The following is a 17,164-nucleotide window of genomic DNA, read 5'->3' as shown; positions in this document are numbered from 1 at the left end:
GGGGTTCGGCCACTTACCGAACCCCATCAGGCCCAAGGCTCTCTGGTCAGACCACAAGATCGTCAGGCTGCGTGTCGAGCCCGAGTATCAGCGGATCGTGATCGGAAGAGGCGAAGACATCGTCACTATAGAAGCCCGGATCATTGAATCGGCTGCTGTAGTTCAACAGGTCGGGTTCTTGCGCGTTGATATGCCACTCGGTTACGCCGGTGACCATGCTGACGACATCATTTGATGCCAGAGCCTGGTCAAGCGTTCCCTGCTGTCCGTCGAAAACGAAGCTGAAGGCATTTTCCTGACCGATGAAACTGTCGATCAGATCGGTGTAATCGGCGTCGTCTGCGATCGTCTGAACCGGGTCCTCCTCGGCATAGGCGTTGAAGTCCCCAAGCATCAGGTAGTTCTCCGTGCCGGTTCCGGCGTAGTCATTCTCCAGCCAGTTCGCCAGTTCACCCGCCGCATCGGTCCGCACCGCGTTCCAGAAGCCCTGACCATCGCCCTGGTCATAGTTCGGGTCGGCGCGCAGCGCGTCGATGTCGGCCTGCGTGATGCCGGTACCACCACCGTCCAGATAGGTTTGCGCAGCTACCACCAGGTCGACAAGCCCGCTGTCGCCCTTGGATTTGAAATGGCTGGACGACACGGTGAACGTCTCGCCCGTGACAACATCCTCGAACTCCGCCGCGACGCTGGGACGGTTGCGCTGAAAATCATCCAACTGTTCTCCGGACGCGATTACGGCGTTCAGCACATCAGCCAATCCGAAGGTAGTCGCGGCCGACAGCTCGTCGAACACGATGAAATCGGAACTGACGAGGCTCACCGCCGTGGTGTCATAAATCAGCCCTGTGGTTATCGAGTCGGTGCCGATGGGTCCGGCATCCGTTGTCGGATCAACGAAGGCGTAGACCGACGAAGAGCCGCGCAGCGCCGCCTCGGCATTCAGCGCATCGACAAGGGTGGCAATCGCCGAGCCAGGACCAAACCCGTTATTCTCGATCTCCTGAATGGCAAAGACTTCCGCCCCCGTTCCAAAGAACGCCTCGACCAGCTTGGCCGTCTGCCGGTCAAGATCAGATGCGGACGTTGCACCACGCGCCTGCCCCGCCGGGTTGGTCGCGGTGCCGTCACTGAAAGAAGTAAAGTAATTCAGCACGTTGAAAGACGCCACTTGGATATCGCCTCCGACATCCTCTGGCGTATCCGGGCGGGCATCTTCGTTGGTCGCCGGGTCAATCACCAACTGGCCGTCGACCAGCATCCGGTATTCGCCGAAACCGAACCGCATCACCCCGGTGATATCATCTTGTTCCGGATGCCCGGTTACACCCGTAATCTCGGACCCCAACCGCAGAGTGGCGCCCTCTGCGGTGAAAGTGTCGGCCGCATTCAGGATTCCATTGCCATCGTCACCCGCGGTCAGGTTCGGCACGTACTCGAAGGCGTCCGGGTTCTGCCCCGACACCCCGTCGTCGATGATCAGCCGGTTGTTGAGATTGCCCTCGATCACCGCGGCCACCTCCGTGGCCTCGGTCTGAGCGTCGAACAGTTGGGTCGCCTGGGTCTGGGTGCCGGCGCTGACAGTGATCTCACCGAAGCGGTCGAAGTTGAAATTCTCGATCACGGTAATTTCTTCACCGGCTATGCCGCTCGACAGGCGAAAGCGCATCCCCTCGATCGCCTCGAAATTCGATGCAGTGTCGGAAAGCATGATTTCGGCCATGGTCGGCATCGCGTTGCCGGACGAAACCACGCTGATGTCGGTCACGTCGCCGATCTGGGTTTCGTCGAAGAACTCCGTCACAGTGCCCGTGACCGAGACCTGGTCACCAAGGCTCGGGAGGCTCGCGCCCTCACCGGTGAAGATGAAAATGCCTTCCGAAGTGGCGGCATCACCATCGCTGTCGGTGTCTTCTTCCTGCAGGAAGAACCCATCGTCCACCAGATACGTCACGATCGCCGTCACGGTGACCACTTCGCCAAAGCGGGCGGCAACCGGACCGGCTCCCTGCACCTCCGAGATGAGCGCGGGCGTTGCCGGGCCTGCCGCGTTGCTCTCGCCCGGTGTGTCCTGCGACGTGTCGCCGAACGCCAGCTGCGTGAAGGTGCCGCTGCCATCGGGGTCGCGCGCCCCGCCCGCCGGTGTGAAGGATCCGTCGGGACCAAAGATATCGCTGCTATAGCTTACATCAGGCGCGCCGTCACCATCGATCAGGGACAAAGAGGTAATCACGTTGCCCACGCCCATGTCGAAGGTTCCGTCATTGCCCGTGTCCAGATCGTCGCGGGCACTGCCGGTGAACCCGTCGACCAGCAAGAAAGTCTGAGGCGAGCCGAATAAATCAAGCCCTGCCACGCCGACATCACCAGCCTCCAGCGCCGGGTTGCTGTCTTCCGCTATCAGAAGAAATCCGTTCTCGTCGGCAACCGCGCCGTCGAGCGAGATGGCATAGTCCACCTGCCCTGGTTCGAATTCGCCCGAGACGGCAAGTAGCGTCAGACCGTCAAAGCCCTGGCCAGGTGTGCCAAGAAGCTCGACAAAGTTCGAGGTATCGTCGCTCGATCCCCCGCTTGAGATGCGGAATTCGTTGATCACAATCCCCTGCGGCGGAGTGATGCCGTCATTGGCGGCCCCGCGTGTTTCGGCCTCGGGTACGCGCCATGTCCCATCTTCATTGCGCTGCAGCGAAAACCCCTCGGGCGTGTTGCCGGATTCCGACGCGCCGATATCGGTTGAGGCCAGGCCCGCCGCCGGACCGCCAAGGGCGGTAAATTCGCCCTCGTAGCTGAGGAATTCGACCACCGAGCCGTCATTCACCAGCGCGATCGCATCCGGGCTGCCATTCTGAAGACCGGGAGTGTCAACGACGTAATAGTCAAAGGTGCCGTCGCTGGACGCCGGCGTCGTGGGCAAGCTGTAGGTTTCATACAGGCTGCCGTTGCTGCCATTGTAAAGCGCAAGCGTCGTGTTGACCACATTGGTCCCTGCTGCGACACGGATTTCGACGAACTCACCCGCGTCCGCACCGTCATTGTCGTAATGGAACTCGTTGATCCGTCCGGCAAAAGGCTCCGGCGCCCCGCCGTTTTCGGCACCCGGGGTGCCCAGATCGCCGTCTCCGAATGCCTGCGTTGCGGTTACCCAGTTGCTGCCGATGTTGTTGTCTGTGGAAAGGTCGGTCAGTTCCATCGATGCGCCGTTCGGATCGGGGAAATCCGGCCCACCGTCATATTCAACGCGGTCCACTTCGCGGCCCTGAGTGTCGGTCAGGACAATTTCGTCGGCCCCGTTCGCGAGGGCCACGCCGCTGTATTGATAGTCGACCGTTACCCCCCCGTTGCTGAGCGTATCGGCGTTGCGTCCCAGAACAAGGTATTGGCCAGGCTGGATCAGCAGCGGGCCACCATTTTCAATGACATGCGCGTCGGAGTCATTGTCGGTAATCGTGAATCCATTCAGATCGACAGCCTGCTCGCCCGAATTGTAGACCTCGAAATACTCACCGTCCGCATCCGAAACCGCTGCCGGATTCTGCATGATCTCCGAAATCACGATCTGCGCCAGCGGAACGAAATCGTTGTTCAATCCGCGCGTGTCCTGATCGGCCACCGTCCAGCCGTCACCATCCTCGGCACGTTCAAGCGATGCGCCGATGGGTGTGCCACTGCCTTCGGCGACGCCGATATCGGTCGAGGTGACGCCCGCCGCGGTGCCTTCGGTCGCGGTCAGCGTTCCTTCGTAGCTCAGCAGCTCGATGAGCTCTCCGTTGTTCGACAGGGCGATCCCGTCCGCCGGGCCGTTCTGGATGCCGTTGGTCGGCAGTTCGACAAGGTAATAGTCGAAGTCACCTTGCGTGCTGTCCGGCGTCGCCGCCAATGTCTCGGTGTCGTAGACGGTGCCGGTGTCGCGGTAGAACTCGATCAGCAGGCCCGAAACATCCTGGCCCGCGCCCACCCGGATCTCGACAAACTCACCGGCATCGGTACCGGCATTGTCATAGTGAAACTCGTTGATGCGGGCGTCGATTTCCGCGACATCGGCCAAGGTCACGGCGATATCGGCCGTCTCGGTCACGTCGCCATCGCTGACGCCGACCTGCACGTCATAGACATTGTCGCCACCGGCATCGGCAGGGGCCTCGAAATCCGGCGCGGACACAAAACTGAGCGCGCCGGTTTGTGCGTCGATCTGGAAGAACGCCGCATCCGCACCGCCGGTGATTGAATATGCAAGCGTGTCACCGTCCACGTCGCTGCCCATGATCTGGGCCGGAACGGCGGTCGTGTTCTCGTCGATGGTGACCTCCGCAAGTGCCGACAGGACGGGGGCGTCATTCGCGCCTTGGACGGTCACGGTAACCACGGCGTCGGTTGTGCCACCCCGGCCATCATCGACAGTGTAAGTAAAGGTATCGGTCGCCGTCTCGCCATCGTCCAGCGCATCGAAAATCGTGCCTGGCTCATAGACCACCTGATCGCCCACAAGGCGGACCGACGCGCCAGACGCGGAAGTGGCCGAAATTGCGGTAATCGCGATGGTGTCCCCATCGAAGTCGCGGTCATTCGCCAGAAGATCGGCCACCGCGATCCCGGTCGGGCCATCCTCTGCGGCGTCCACGCTGTCATCGCCCGCGATGACGGCATTATTGCGCCCATTCACAAAGATCGTCAGGTCATCGGCCGCAAAATAAAGCGCCTCAACGCTTTTCAGCCGATCCGTGCCAGCGTCGCCGACTGCCGTAGACGAGGCGCCGGAAACCGTCACGTTGCGCCCCAACCATCCACCACGCACTATGATGTCGTAATCGTCCAGCCCACCCTCGTAGACCGCAGTGTCAAAACCGAGACCGCCAACGATCAGGTCATCGCCCGCGCCGCCTTCCAGGATGTCATCGCCCCAGCCGCCAAAGATAGTGTCGTTACCGTCCCCCGCGGAAATCTCGTCGTCCCCGCCAAACCCAAAGATATAGTCGGAATAGACCGAGCCGGTCAGGATGTTGGATTTGGAATTGCCGAACTCAAAATTGCGCCACCAAGCGGTCATGCCGAATCTCCCAGGTAAATCCAGATTTGGTTGACGCGAACGTTGCAGGGCGACGTATCAGTATTGTGTCGACCGGCTCGCATATATCCTGCGCTCGAACTCAGGCGTTGGACAAACCACAGTCTTTGACGCACATGCGAGATGCCTTTGCATCACTCCGCTATTCAGGCTTGATAAACTTTCTCGGATACAAATCGACCCGCTCGTTGCTATCAGCTTTCACCCTCTGGTCACGTTCGATTTTCCCGTTCTTCTACAACCGTCTCCGGCGTACTCTTTTTGTTGAATGCGATGGGAAAAGCCTGCTTCTTCACGCCGCGCCGCACCGTTGAAAAAATTTGGTCGATCAAACGAAATAGCCGCGATATTTTCCAAACTCGATCAGGAAAAGCCGACACCGATCAAACTTAGTACCTCTCAAGAAAAATTCCCAACGACTTCGCCTTCCCGCCTTAAGACTTGCTAAATTGCGGTCAAATTCATTAATTTTACAAGATCGTTACATGGGAGTGTCGCTATGGCTGTGAACACGTTCATTGCTGAAACTGACGAGAATGGTCGTATCAGCTGCGTCTGGATCATTCCTCCGGACAAGAAAAGCCCAAGGGTCTTCGATCCCCAAAAGCACATCTTCGATCACAAAATCAAAGCTAATTTCTGCGGCGCGCGACCGTCCGATATCCAATCCTGGCTTACCGCATGCTCAAAGTCTGATGAATTGTCCTCCCGCATAGGGTCTGCGCCGAACTGATCGCAGTTGATCCTGCCCGACCATTGTTCCTCGGACGGTCAGTCCGTCGATTAAACAGCAACGCGCGTTCTAGCGATAGACCGGGTTGCTCCATGCACGCCTGCCCGCGGAATCGACCACGGTCACCCGCATCCAGGCCGAATTTTCGAACCGGCCCAAGGGAACGGAGGCGCGAGTCATTGATGCCCCATGCTGCGCCACCGCAGCCGAGCCCTGCCCCTGAACGATGACTGAAGACGCCGCGCTGCATTCAACCGTGACCACGTCTTCCTCCCAGTGGATGCCACAAATTTCCGGTCCGGTACTGGAATAGAACGCGCCATCCTTCAATGCCGCCAGAAGTGCATCAGGATCGTTTTCTTCGGCCTTGACCATAACCCAGCCACCAAAATGGTCCGGTTCCGTGAAATGGGCGTCGTCCGTGGCGCAAAGCGTCATTTGCCGCCCCTCGGTCAGCAACTGGTCAAGCGTGTAAAAGCCATGCGGCCGGTCGCAGCCCACGGCACAACCATGGTTGTAAACCTCGACCGCGTGCGCCGCGGACAGGCTGCGGGCATCTTCGGTGGTCAGGCCCGACCATTCCGGATGCGCCACCGCAACGAAAGCCCCCGCCATGCGTGCTCGCTGCGCTAGGTCGGGACCACTTTCCTGGTCCTCGACCGGGAAAAAGCCCGGCGCGTTCGGCGGCTCGAAATCTGTGGGCAGGCCAACGGCTAGAATATGCCAAAGCTCATCATTCTCCATTGCGCCCGAATGCAGCTCGGCCCCAAGGATCGTAGTGAAATCACGCGTTCTGAACGGTGTCGTGTCCGCAATCGGATAGCCATACTGCCCGATGAAGTGATCGGTGAGCGAGATAAAATCATATCCTTCGTCACGATAGCGGCGGCAGACCTCCTCTGGTTCCAGACACCCATCAGACAGGTTCGAATGTGTATGAAGATTGCCGCGCCAAAAGCGGCCCGGTCGGTCGAAAGCCATACTGCTCATCAGGTCCCCCAGGCAGTGTCACAGACTTGTCGCGAAAGAATGTGAAACCGGTGTGACGACGGGTCCGAAAGGGTGCGACATGGCTGATCTTTCGCGCCTTCCGGCGCTCTTGCAGGCAGAAGACTGGGCGGCGGCCGAGCGGCTTTTGCGGCGCGCCGCCAACGCGAAATCCGCCCCGGCCGAGGTCTTTTACAACCTTGCCAAGGTTCTGGAAGAGTCGGGCAAGAGTGGCCAGCGTGTCCAGTGGCTTAGGCGCGCGGTGCTGCGGCGGTCAGATTACGCCAAGGCCTGGTTCGAACTGGGCCGGGCCGAGCTTGAAGCGCTTGATCTCAGGGCTGCGCACCGGGCGTTCGACAAGGCGCACAAGCTGGATCCCGGCGATAGCGACGCTCGCCGCATGTTCGCGCGGCTCTGCCTGCGACTTGGACAGTGGGACAAGGCAGAAACGGCATTTGGCAATGCGGAAGACGCCGAGGCCCGATTGGCGCGATATCGCATTGCAGCCGAAACCGGGCGCAGCACAAGAGCCGATCGCCATGCGTTACTGCTGGATCAGTCCTTGCGGCCACAGGCGCTCAAGGCGCTGACCCGCACCGCCAAAGGTGCGATCCCGCTTAACCTGTGTCAGTTCCGGATGTAGCCTTCATCGGCGGCGAGCGACGCCTCCTCGAAAAAGAGCTTGCACGCCGCGCGCTGCCGGACGCTGTCATAACCCACCCTCTGCGCCCGTGCGCATTTGAACAGGAACGGGGACGGCAACGAGAATTGCGCGGTACAGGCTGTTTCCTCGATGCCTGACGGATAGCCCTGCATCATCCATCCCATGCATTGCGCGCGCCGGTCCTCCAGCGTCTGCGCTGCGGCGGGGCTTGCGACGGCGATAAGCGCCGACATTACGATAACTGCTCTCATGACCTACTCATTTGTCATGAAAGTGTTACACTTCCACCTTGATCCGTAAATCCCTAACGTCGATATCGTTTGCGATACAGACCGGGTTCGCGCGCCAGACCGTCCTGCATGGCGCGATTATCGGCAATTTCGCTCTCGGTCATGGTTATGACCTCCAGCGTGCTGTCCTTGCGCACTGGCACCACCTGCGCCACTGGCGCGCCACGCGGGATGATGCCGTCGAAACCGGGATCGAGCAGCGCTGGGAAGTGAACATAGCCATCGGTGTAAAGGTCGCTATCCACAACGCCTGACAAAGTCTGGAACGGCAGGTTCGGATACCCTGCCGGATGATGAAACAGAAGCGACCAGCCCGGCTCAGTCGAAAGCGTCCAGTAGTTGATGAATTTCAGAATCAGACTTTCCGTGGCAAGCGGCGTGCCGTCGGCCTGTTCCGGAACATGCACGCCCACCGGCGCGCGGCTGATCTGGGCATCCTCCAGGATCGGTGGGTCCCACTCCCAATGCAACTCCCCATCCTTCACCAATAGGTCGACAGGGCTCAGAATCAAGACGCCAAGCCGCATTGCGTCGATGAACGGCGGGCAACGTTTCAGCGTCCGGATGCTCTCGTTGCCCAGGCTTTCGGCCGCAATCTCGGACGGCATCCTCGACAGCCAGTCGGGCAGCATCCGCCCCGCCGGAACGGGCGGCGGTAGCAACGGCTCCAGCGCCGGGTGACAGCGTGCGGTGATTTTCATAGACCGAAGTTTACCGACTTTCGCGCCGGGTCAGAAGAGCGTGAGTCACCGCGGCCGTGACAGTCAGAAAAATGATCACCGTACCCACCGCGTTGATTACCGGCGGGTGGCCGTTCGGGTTGCGGCCCATCGCCCCAATTTCGGTGGCGAAATTGCAGGCCCCGCCTTTGGCGAACATCGTCGTGTTGTAATTTTCCATCGAGCTCAGGAACGCGATCACCGCTGCCGAGGCCAGCGCCGGCAACAGAAACGGCAGTGTGATCCGGCGGAACACATGGAACGGCGACGCGCCAAGATCCAGCGCCGCCTCCTCCAGTTCAACGGGCTGGCGTTGCAGACGCGCCATCAGGATCAGCAGCGGGTAGGCGGCAATAAATGTCACTTGTGCCATCATGATCGTGAAAAGACCCGCGCCAACACCAAGCCTGCCCCAAAAGACCAGCGCCGACAGCCCCAGAATAACACCAGGCGCCAGCATCGGTGACAGCAGTACCCACCAGAGCACTCCGTTCATCCGGCTGCGCCAGCGTGTCAGCAACACTGCACCTGCCAGTCCCAGCAACAAAGCCAGCGGCACGACGACCGCCGAGATGATCAGCGAATTGCCAAAGCACGCCATGAATCTGTCCCGGTCCAGCGCGCGCAGCACCGGGTCGGCGCGGATCTCCTCCTCAGGCATCCAGAAAAAAGCGTACCACTTGCCCGTCAGCCCGCCCCACTCCGTGACCGAAGGCGGCGAGGTGTCGTTGACGCTCGAGACGATCATCATCAGAAGCGGCGCGAACATGAAGGCCAGGAAGGCCCAGGTGTAAACGGTCAATACCGCGTTCGCTGTTATCCATGCGTGGCCTTTTGCGGCATTGGGGCGAACGATCATGCCGGTGGTCGCTTCGGTCATTGCACCCTCGCGAAGTCTTTCAGGCGCGTGCGCATCGTCCACATGAACAGCGCCACCAATAGAAAGCAGACTAGCGTGTAGGCAAAGGAATAGGCCGCACCGACATTGGAATTCTCCGACTCGAAGAACTTATTATAGATGGTCTGGCTGAACCATTCTGCCTGCAGGCCCCGGCTAATGATGCGTGGAACAGAAAACGCTCCGGCAGCCAGCATGAATGTCGCGATACAGCCCACCGCGATACCTGGCTTGGCGTGTGGCATTATCACTCGCCAATGCAATCGCGCCGTCGATGCGCCAAGGTCGCGCGCCGCCTCGATCTGGTTGCGGTCGAGCGTGGACATCACGTTGAAGATCGGGAAGACCATGAACAGGACATAGGTATACACGATCACCACAAAGACGGTCAGCGCCGACCGTTTGAACTGGATCGGCTCGGAAATCGCGCCCGCCCACATCAGCGCCTGGTTCAGCAACCCTTCATTGTCGATGATCGCGGTCCAGGCATAGATACGCATCAACTCGACGATGGCATAGGGTATGACCAGCCCAAGAAACAGCCACATTGCCCGTTCCGGCGGGGTCGCCAAAGCAACTTTGTAGGCAATCGGATAGCACACCACCAGCGCCAGTGTCGTGGCCAGTATCGCAAAGATCAGCGTGCGAGTGAGCGTCACCATGCCGATCCGCTCGTAAACCCGCCCGTCCCGCTCGAACCGTAGGCCCAATACGCCTAGAAGAACGTTTGATAGCGCGGCATCCTCTTCGGCCTTGGTCTCCGGCGCCAGCGGGATAAGCACCGGCTGGGTCAGGGCCGCAAAATTGCCAAAACCAAAACGCGACGCGTTGGCTTCCATCACCAAAAGGTCCTGATACAGCGCACCGGCGACGCGCGTGATCTCTTCAGCCCTCGCGATCTGGTCTTCGATGGGCGGACTGTCCGTCACTTCCAGCAGAGGCAGGTCATAAAGCTCGTTCAGCCAGGCCTCGTCCCCGGCATCGCGCACCATCTTCTTGCGGGTCGTGGCGCGGTCGCATTGCAGGATGTAAGGCCGGGTTGCCGCCCCGCTCGCGCTTGCATCCATGTCGGACGCGGACGGAACCGCCATGCCGGACGCCGATGGCACGGACATTCCCGAAGCGGACGGCACCGCCATGCCCGAGGCAGAGGGCACGGCCATACCGCCATTCGTCCCCGCCGTCGCGGAAGGCGCCTGGTGTTGCTGCAAAACGTTGATACAGGTAAAGGCGTCGCGTTCAAGCTGCGCGGCGATCGAACTGTCCAGTTGCCGCTTGGGCTTGGTCAAGGCCCGCTCCAGCATCGCCAGCTGCGGCAGCACGATCAGCACCAAAGCCCAAATCGCCACGGCTCCGAAGAAGACCGCGACCAAGCCTTTGCCATAACCCCGCAGAAGCTCTCTCATTCCGCCGCCAACTCTTCTCGCCCGGTCTTCGCCAAGGGCCCCTCAGGCAGCACCAACGCCTGTTCAGCGCTGAACCCGACATCGACATCACTGGTGTCGAAGCCGATCATACCCGTATTGGGCATCGACATCGCCAGTTCAGCGCCCGTCTGGCTGCGCAGGAAAATATTGATAAACGCGCCCTCCAGATCGCGACGCTCCAGCCGTGCTTTAAGCCGGTTGCGCCCGTCGGCCACCCGCATCACCTCGGGGCGCACGAACAGGATCGCTGCGTCGCCCTCTTGCAGATCAGCGATGTTGCGGCCCAAAAAACGCCCATGCGCCGTCTCGATCCAGGCCATCTGCCCTTCTTGTGCGCTGACACGCCCGGGGAACTGGTTGCTTTCCCCTACGAAAGACGCCGCAAAGGCGGTGCGCGGACGGGCATAGATTTCGTCGCCGGTACCGACCTGCTCGATCCGGCCGGCATTCATCACCGCAATGCGGTCCGACATGGTCAGGGCCTCGCCTTGGTCGTGAGTGATATAGATAAAGGTGACGCCGGTTTTCTGCTGGATCGACCGCAGCTCGGCGCGCATATGCTGGCGCAGTTTAAGGTCCAGGGCCGACAACGGTTCGTCCAGCAGCAATACCGCCGGATCGACCGCCAAGGCGCGCGCAATGGCCACGCGCTGTCTCTGACCACCGGACAACTCGCCAGGCTTCTTGTCGGCCTGATCGCCGAGTGCCACAAGGTTCAACAACTCTGTCGCCCGCGCCTGCCGTTCCCGTTTCGACACGCCGCGCGCTTCCAGCCCGAAGGCCACGTTCTCCCACACAGGCATCATCGGGAAAAGTGCCAGGTTCTGAAAAATCAACGCCGTGGGCCGCGCGTTGGGCGCAAGCCCGCGCTGATCCTGGCCACCGATACGCACCGCGCCACCCGACGGCTCGACGAAACCCGAAACGGCCCGCAGGATCGTTGTCTTGCCACAGCCCGACGGCCCCAGGATCGAGAAGAACTCACCTGCCCTGACGGTCAGGTCGGTTTCGTGAACTGCCGTGAAACCGTTGGGATATGTGATCTCCACCTTTTCCAGCAATACATCCTTACCGCGCATACGATGTCCTCCATGAAACGCCGCGGCAAAGAGAGTCGACGCGGCGCAACATTTTCATAATTCCGTTCCCAGCTACGAAGGACGCTAAGCCGGCGGCGCACTGGTGCCGCGCGCCGCCACGTGATTCTCAAACGGTCAGAACGAGAAGTGATCCTCGGTCAGATCAAAGCTGCGGCCTGCCAGTGTGATCTCGATTTCGTCACCCATGTCGCCGTATTCCACAACGAACTGGCGCGGATTCAGCTCCGTCAGCGTCAGGTCACCAAAGGTAAGGCCGGTAGAGGTCATGTCGATCATGTCACGGTTACCGAAATCAATAATCTCATCCGTACCATCACCCAGGTCGAAGACGAAAACATCGCGGCCAAAACCGCCTCCAAGAAGGTCGTCGCCTTCGCCGCCGTCAATCGTATCGTGGCCGCGTCCACCGAAGACCGTGTCATTACCTGTGTCACCACTCAGGTCATCACGACCCCGACCGCCAAGGATCAGGTCATCACCGCTGCCGCCGGAAATGTCGTCGCGGCCACGCCCGCCATCGACGGTATCGTTTCCGGCGCCGCCATTCACGTTGTCGCGGCCTGCGCCTGCGTCGATATCGTCGTCGCCGCCGTTCCCCTCAATCGTGTCACGGCCCGATGCGCCATCGATTTCGTCATCCGCAATCGTGCCGTCGATGTTGTCGGCCCGGCGGGTGCCTTTGAACTCGGCGCCGAATTCAAGGTCATAGACCGCTGTCGTGCCAGATACCTCGTAAGAGACCGCGATCTGCGCAAGACCGCTCGCACTCTCCTCCGCCGGGATGAAGTCGATGACCTCGGGGCTGACATTGCCGAATTCAGTGCTCTCGATGTAATCCACGAACTCGGCATTCGCCGGGTCGGAGATATCGTAGATCATGATGCCGCTGTCACGTTCCAGCCCGATGAAGGCCAAAGTGCGTCCGCCAACCTCTCCGATCTCGATCGCCTCGGGCTCGGGGCCCTTGTTGTCCGAGCGGTTCTCGTCGATCACGTCGGGATCATCGGAGGGGAAATCATCGTTGTTGAACGCATTGGGTACACGGTTTTCCGCGATGATCTGCTCGAAATCATCGCCCGAGTCGAAGACCACGTTGCCGGCCAGATCGAAGATCGTGAAAGACCGCGAGCCGTAGGCGTGCAGGACGTCGATATCGCCGTCGCCATCGGTGTCCCCGTCAATGACCGAGACCGTCAAACGGTCTAGCCCAGTTCCTTCAAGGCCGTTCAGGTACGTGACCAGGTCCTCGTCAAGCGTGATGTCGATGACAGTGTCGCCGTCACGGAACTGCACGAAATTGCCCGACTCCATTCCGTCCAGAATGTCACCCACGCGTGCGGCATCGCCACGGTCGTTGCCGTCGTACTCGCCATCGTCATAGACGAAGGCGTCGCCGCGGTCGTCGCCTTCGTTCGCCGTCAGAAAATAGGTCTCACCGTCGATTTCGGTGGCCGCAACCGCGTCCGGCATCCGCAGTCCGACAAGGTTGTCGTAGGTCTGGATACTGATCGCGTCATCCCGGTCCGAGGCATCGAGTGGGCTGACCGAATGGTCGATTGTCCCAAGGGGCACGATCCCGTCAAAGCTCATGCTGTCCAGGTCGAAGATCGCCACGGCGTTGGCTTCCTGAAGCGTCACGATCAGCTTGCCGTCGGACTCTGCGATGTATTCGGGTTCGAATTCCGTCGACGGCAGGCTGCCAGGGAAAATCCGCACGCCGGCATCGCGCAGCGCGTCGACCTGGTCATCGAATTCCTCGAACCCAAAGGTTTGAGTCACGCCCGTCGTCACGTCGATGACCGAAATCGATCCGGCCGGATCGCCGAACTCGGTCGGCTCACCCTCGTTGGCCACGAAGATTTTCGTGCCGTCCTTCGAGAAGGTCACCATGTCCGGCAGGTTTCCGGCCTCGAAGGTCTGCTGCAAGTTGCCATCGAGATCGAATAGCGCCACTGTGCCGTTCGCGTTCCCGATCGGGTCAACCGGATCCTGCACGCCGATCTCGACACCGGGGGCGGCGAGGAACAAAAGCTGACCACCTTCCTTCAGGTTGTCGTCGGTCAGTTCCGAGGCCGGGAAGGGCACGTCGAACCGATCTTGGTCGTCAAGCGCGTGGGCCTGAACATCAGCCAGGAAAAGTGTCCCCGGCGCTTCGCCGAAGAGGGTCGAAACATCCAGGATACCCGAGCTTTCCCAGTCACCGATGTCCTGCTGACCAGTGAAGAATACGTTTTCATCCACGGCGCCGGGCGAGACGTTATCCTGGTTGATCTCTGCAATCCGAGTCACCTCGCCGGTCAACGGATCGAGGCGCACCACGCCCGCGTCCGCTGGGTTGGCAGCGCCGTCGCCAAACAGACCGTTCGCCGCGCGGTCTTCCTGGATATAGATCATGCCGTCATCGGCCCAATCCAGGTTGTCCGGACTACGCAGGGTTTGGTTCGGGTCGACGTCGCCGTCATAAAGAATTTCCAGCGCCGCGGTCGGTGCATTGATATCGGTGAAGTCCGTCTTCACGCTGTAGATCGTGCCGACGGTGTCCGCCCCGTTGAAGTCGGGGGCGTCGCGTCCGGTCGATGCAAGTACCAGTTCGCTGCCGTCATTGGGGTTGGTGGCTACATCCTCTGGGCGCGAAAACTCGAATGCACCCAGTGCTTCGGCTTGTTGCCAAAGGTTGCTTTGCGTCGGATAGCCGAACTCGTCATAGCCGTTCGCGCCGTTCTCGTCAGCGAGGGCGAGGTTCTGCGAGTTGTCCACCTCGACCCATGCGCCGGTCTGAGGGATGTTGTTTGCCCCGCCGTTCAGGTCTTCGGGGCTGGTAATGTTGGGATTGTACGGCACCCAGACATATAGCTTGCCGCCGTCCAGGCCGTTCCGAGCCAGGAAATCGGCATCCGGATCAGTGCTCTTTTCACCTACATACATGAAAAGCGGAGCGGCTTCATCGACCCCGTCGCCATCCGCATCGAAGGGCGCCGTGTCGTCTGCCAGAACAAAAGCCACGTGGGTCTCGGTTCCGGTATCAACTTCGGTGACATTCTCCCAAGCGCCGCGGCCAAATCCGGGCAACGCATAGATCGTGCCCGTGGCGACATCGAGCGCCCATTCCGCACCGCCGACGCCCGAGAAATCACCGCCCGTTTCTTCGCCGGTGAAATAAATCGTATCGACAAGACCCTTCCCATCGCCGAACTGCTCAGCCTCGACCAGCACGCTGGAGCAAAAGCGCTCAAACCCCGGTTTGTTTTCGAAGGTGAAAGAGGTGTCGGTCGCGATGTCGCCGTTGGCATCAACGATCTGTTGAATGGCCTGGCCGCCGTCCACGATCGAACGGGTTGCGATGTCGATGTCGAAGTAGCTGATACGCGCGCCCGTCAGGGTGATGCCATTCACTTCGTATTCGTAGCCGTCGCCCGAACCAAGCTCATGGTTGACGTAGATCCGCACGGTCTGGTCATCCAGTTTCATCGCGCCGATGCCGTCCATTATGCCCGGCGGGGTGTAGCCATTGTCCAGAACGCCGCCCACAGTGAAAAGCGGCTCCGTGGTCCAGCCCTCCTCGCCTTCCAGCATCGGCGGCGAGGTAACTTCGCCAGGCTCGCTTTCGATGGCGACGGCAATACCATGCTCCGACACACTGACCGAATTAACGCCGTCATAGCCCGGGATTACGGTCAGATCGATCGACTGCAGCAGAACGCCGGTTTCGGCGTCAACGACGTCGATCCGATCCTCTTCGCCATTGGTGATGTAAAGCTTGCCGTCAAAATGCGAAACGACTTCCGACCCACCTTCACCGACGCCGCTGTCATAGGATGTGGCTTGCTCTACTCCCAGGTCATCATTCGGGGTGATCGTGACTGCGGGCTTTTCCTTGGTCAAAAATTCTGCGGGAAACGTGAACGGTTTCATTGGCTTATCCTTTTTCGGATTGGCTAAATTGTAAGATTCTGATTTTGCTGAATGGCCCCTCCCCGCAAAACGGAGAGGGGCGCCTGAATTTTGCGCCTATTTGGCGTTACGCGTTGGTAATAATTTCCACGAACTCGTTGCGCACCGGCGCAAAGAACGGCGTGTCCGCCTGCCACCACCACATGTTGCCCAGAACGTCGGCGGTGTAGACCTCGTTGAACTGCGCCTTGAACTCGTCCGAGGCGTAGTCAGCAGCGCCCTGAACGGCCGAGTTGTATCCGGTATTGTTGGCGAACATGCCACCGGTTTCGGGTTTCAGCATGAAGTTCATGAAGGCCACCGCCTGGTCTTTGTTCTCGGCGCCCTTCAGGATGCCGAAACTGTCGAGCCAGGTTATGATGCCCTCTTTGGGCGCGCGGTACAGGTAATCGCCGTTCTCACGGTTCAGCAGCAGGCCAGTCGTGTCCCAGGTCTGGCCGATGATGCTGCCCGCATCCTTGAACGCGGCGGTCGCTTCGGTTGCATTGTTCCAGAACGCGCCGAAGTTTTCTTTCCGCTCCAACATCCACTTGGTGATTTCGCCCCAAACGCGGCGCGCGTCGTCTTCGGATTTGTAGACGTCCAACATCCGGTTCGACGGGACTTCGCCCGTGGCGTCAAGATAAAGACCCGTTCCCATAATAACCGATTTCTGGCGGAACGCTGCTTTGCCCTTCGCGGCATCGACCCACAAGTCGCCATAGGACACCTGCCCGTCGATCGGCATCTCGGAAGAGTTATATGTCACACCTTCGGTGCCCCAGTCGAACGGCAGGAGGATCTGCTCGCCCTTGTGCACGCCGCCCAGCGAAGCACTGTCACGCATGAAAGACGGGATCACGTTGTCGGTGTTGACGTCCGTGGGAACCGCCATGAAGAAGCTGTCACCATTGTCGTCGACATAGCCTGCCGCGTTGGTGATCGACGGAAAGACAACGTCGAAACCCTTGCCGCCCGACGCGCGCACTGTCGATTCCGCTTCGTCGTTCGAACCGTACGTTGTCAGGTCCAGCGTGATCCCGGTTTCGGCCTCAAAGGCCTCTGCGATATTGGGCTGAATATAGTCCTGCCAAGCAAAAACCTTGACGGTGCCGGACGAGGCCAGCGCGTCAGACGCTTTGAGGATTGCAGGTGCGGCAACGGCCGCCGCAGTCATTTGCAGCGCGGAACGACGCGAAACTTTCATAGGATATCCCCCTTGGATTCTTGATTGACGCTCGGAATAGAGCGCCCCGCGGATTTAATCGCGCTTCGAATCCACTGCGTGACGTTACCTTAAAAGATTTGTGACAGCGCCCTTGGCTCAGGTGCGCTTAACCATTGTTATTGCGTT

10 protein-coding genes are annotated in these 17,164 nt (G+C 60.0%); 1 reads left to right on the top strand and 9 read right to left on the bottom strand.

From position 1 onward, the window contains the following. Positions 1–46 precede the first annotated feature (46 nt). Together FIU85_RS14975 and FIU85_RS14970 are read right to left on the bottom strand one after the other, a co-directional pair. Positions 47–5,044, bottom strand: coding sequence for an ExeM/NucH family extracellular endonuclease (locus tag FIU85_RS14975; protein WP_152497472.1), 4,998 nt, complete (start codon positions 5,042–5,044; stop codon positions 47–49). Positions 5,045–5,864: 820 nt separating this feature from the next. Further along, the gene (locus FIU85_RS14970) at positions 5,865–6,785 is read right to left on the bottom strand and encodes a PHP domain-containing protein (RefSeq protein ID WP_152497471.1); all 921 of its coding nucleotides are present in this window, start codon (positions 6,783–6,785) and stop codon (positions 5,865–5,867) included. A 79-nt stretch (positions 6,786–6,864) separates the two neighbouring features. On the opposite strand from FIU85_RS14970, the gene FIU85_RS14965 reads away from it, so the two are divergent. Continuing rightward, complete coding sequence (locus FIU85_RS14965) at positions 6,865–7,425, top strand: tetratricopeptide repeat protein (protein ID WP_152497470.1); 561 nt, start codon at positions 6,865–6,867, stop codon at positions 7,423–7,425. Here FIU85_RS14965 and FIU85_RS14960 read toward each other — a convergent pair. From FIU85_RS14960 to FIU85_RS14930, 7 genes are all read right to left on the bottom strand, one after another. After that, positions 7,410–7,697: a hypothetical protein gene (locus FIU85_RS14960; RefSeq protein ID WP_152493657.1), complete on the bottom strand. Its 288-nt coding sequence runs from the start codon at positions 7,695–7,697 to the stop codon at positions 7,410–7,412. The two genes, FIU85_RS14965 and FIU85_RS14960, sit on opposite strands and share 16 nt — an antisense overlap. 53 nt (positions 7,698–7,750) lie before the next feature. Beyond that, entirely contained in the window at positions 7,751–8,437 is a 687-nt protein-coding gene (locus FIU85_RS14955) for a hypothetical protein (RefSeq protein WP_152497469.1), read from the bottom strand. Between the two features lie 10 nt (positions 8,438–8,447). Further along, positions 8,448–9,335, bottom strand: coding sequence for an ABC transporter permease (locus tag FIU85_RS14950; protein WP_152497468.1), 888 nt, complete (start codon positions 9,333–9,335; stop codon positions 8,448–8,450). Beyond that, the gene (locus FIU85_RS14945; protein WP_152497467.1) at positions 9,332–10,759 is read right to left on the bottom strand and encodes an ABC transporter permease; all 1,428 of its coding nucleotides are present in this window, start codon (positions 10,757–10,759) and stop codon (positions 9,332–9,334) included. The genes FIU85_RS14950 and FIU85_RS14945 overlap by 4 nt, the downstream gene beginning before the upstream one ends. Beyond that, positions 10,756–11,859: an ABC transporter ATP-binding protein gene (locus FIU85_RS22620; RefSeq protein WP_152497466.1), complete on the bottom strand. Its 1,104-nt coding sequence runs from the start codon at positions 11,857–11,859 to the stop codon at positions 10,756–10,758. Before FIU85_RS22620 ends, FIU85_RS14945 begins: the two co-directional genes overlap by 4 nt. 135 nt (positions 11,860–11,994) lie before the next feature. After that, on the bottom strand, positions 11,995–15,792 hold the full coding sequence (locus FIU85_RS14935) for a choice-of-anchor I family protein (RefSeq protein WP_152497465.1): 3,798 nt from the start codon (positions 15,790–15,792) through the stop codon (positions 11,995–11,997). Between the two features lie 106 nt (positions 15,793–15,898). Then, positions 15,899–17,017 (bottom strand): extracellular solute-binding protein, encoded by a 1,119-nt coding sequence (locus FIU85_RS14930; protein ID WP_152497464.1) that lies wholly within the window; start codon positions 17,015–17,017, stop codon positions 15,899–15,901. Between the last annotated feature and the right edge of the window lie 147 nt (positions 17,018–17,164).

Origin of the sequence: Roseovarius sp. THAF8, assembly GCF_009363735.1 — a bacterium.
GTDB lineage: Bacteria > Pseudomonadota > Alphaproteobacteria > Rhodobacterales > Rhodobacteraceae > Roseovarius.
Note: the sequence above shows the minus strand (reverse complement) of the source record. Positions and strands in the feature narration are given on the sequence as shown.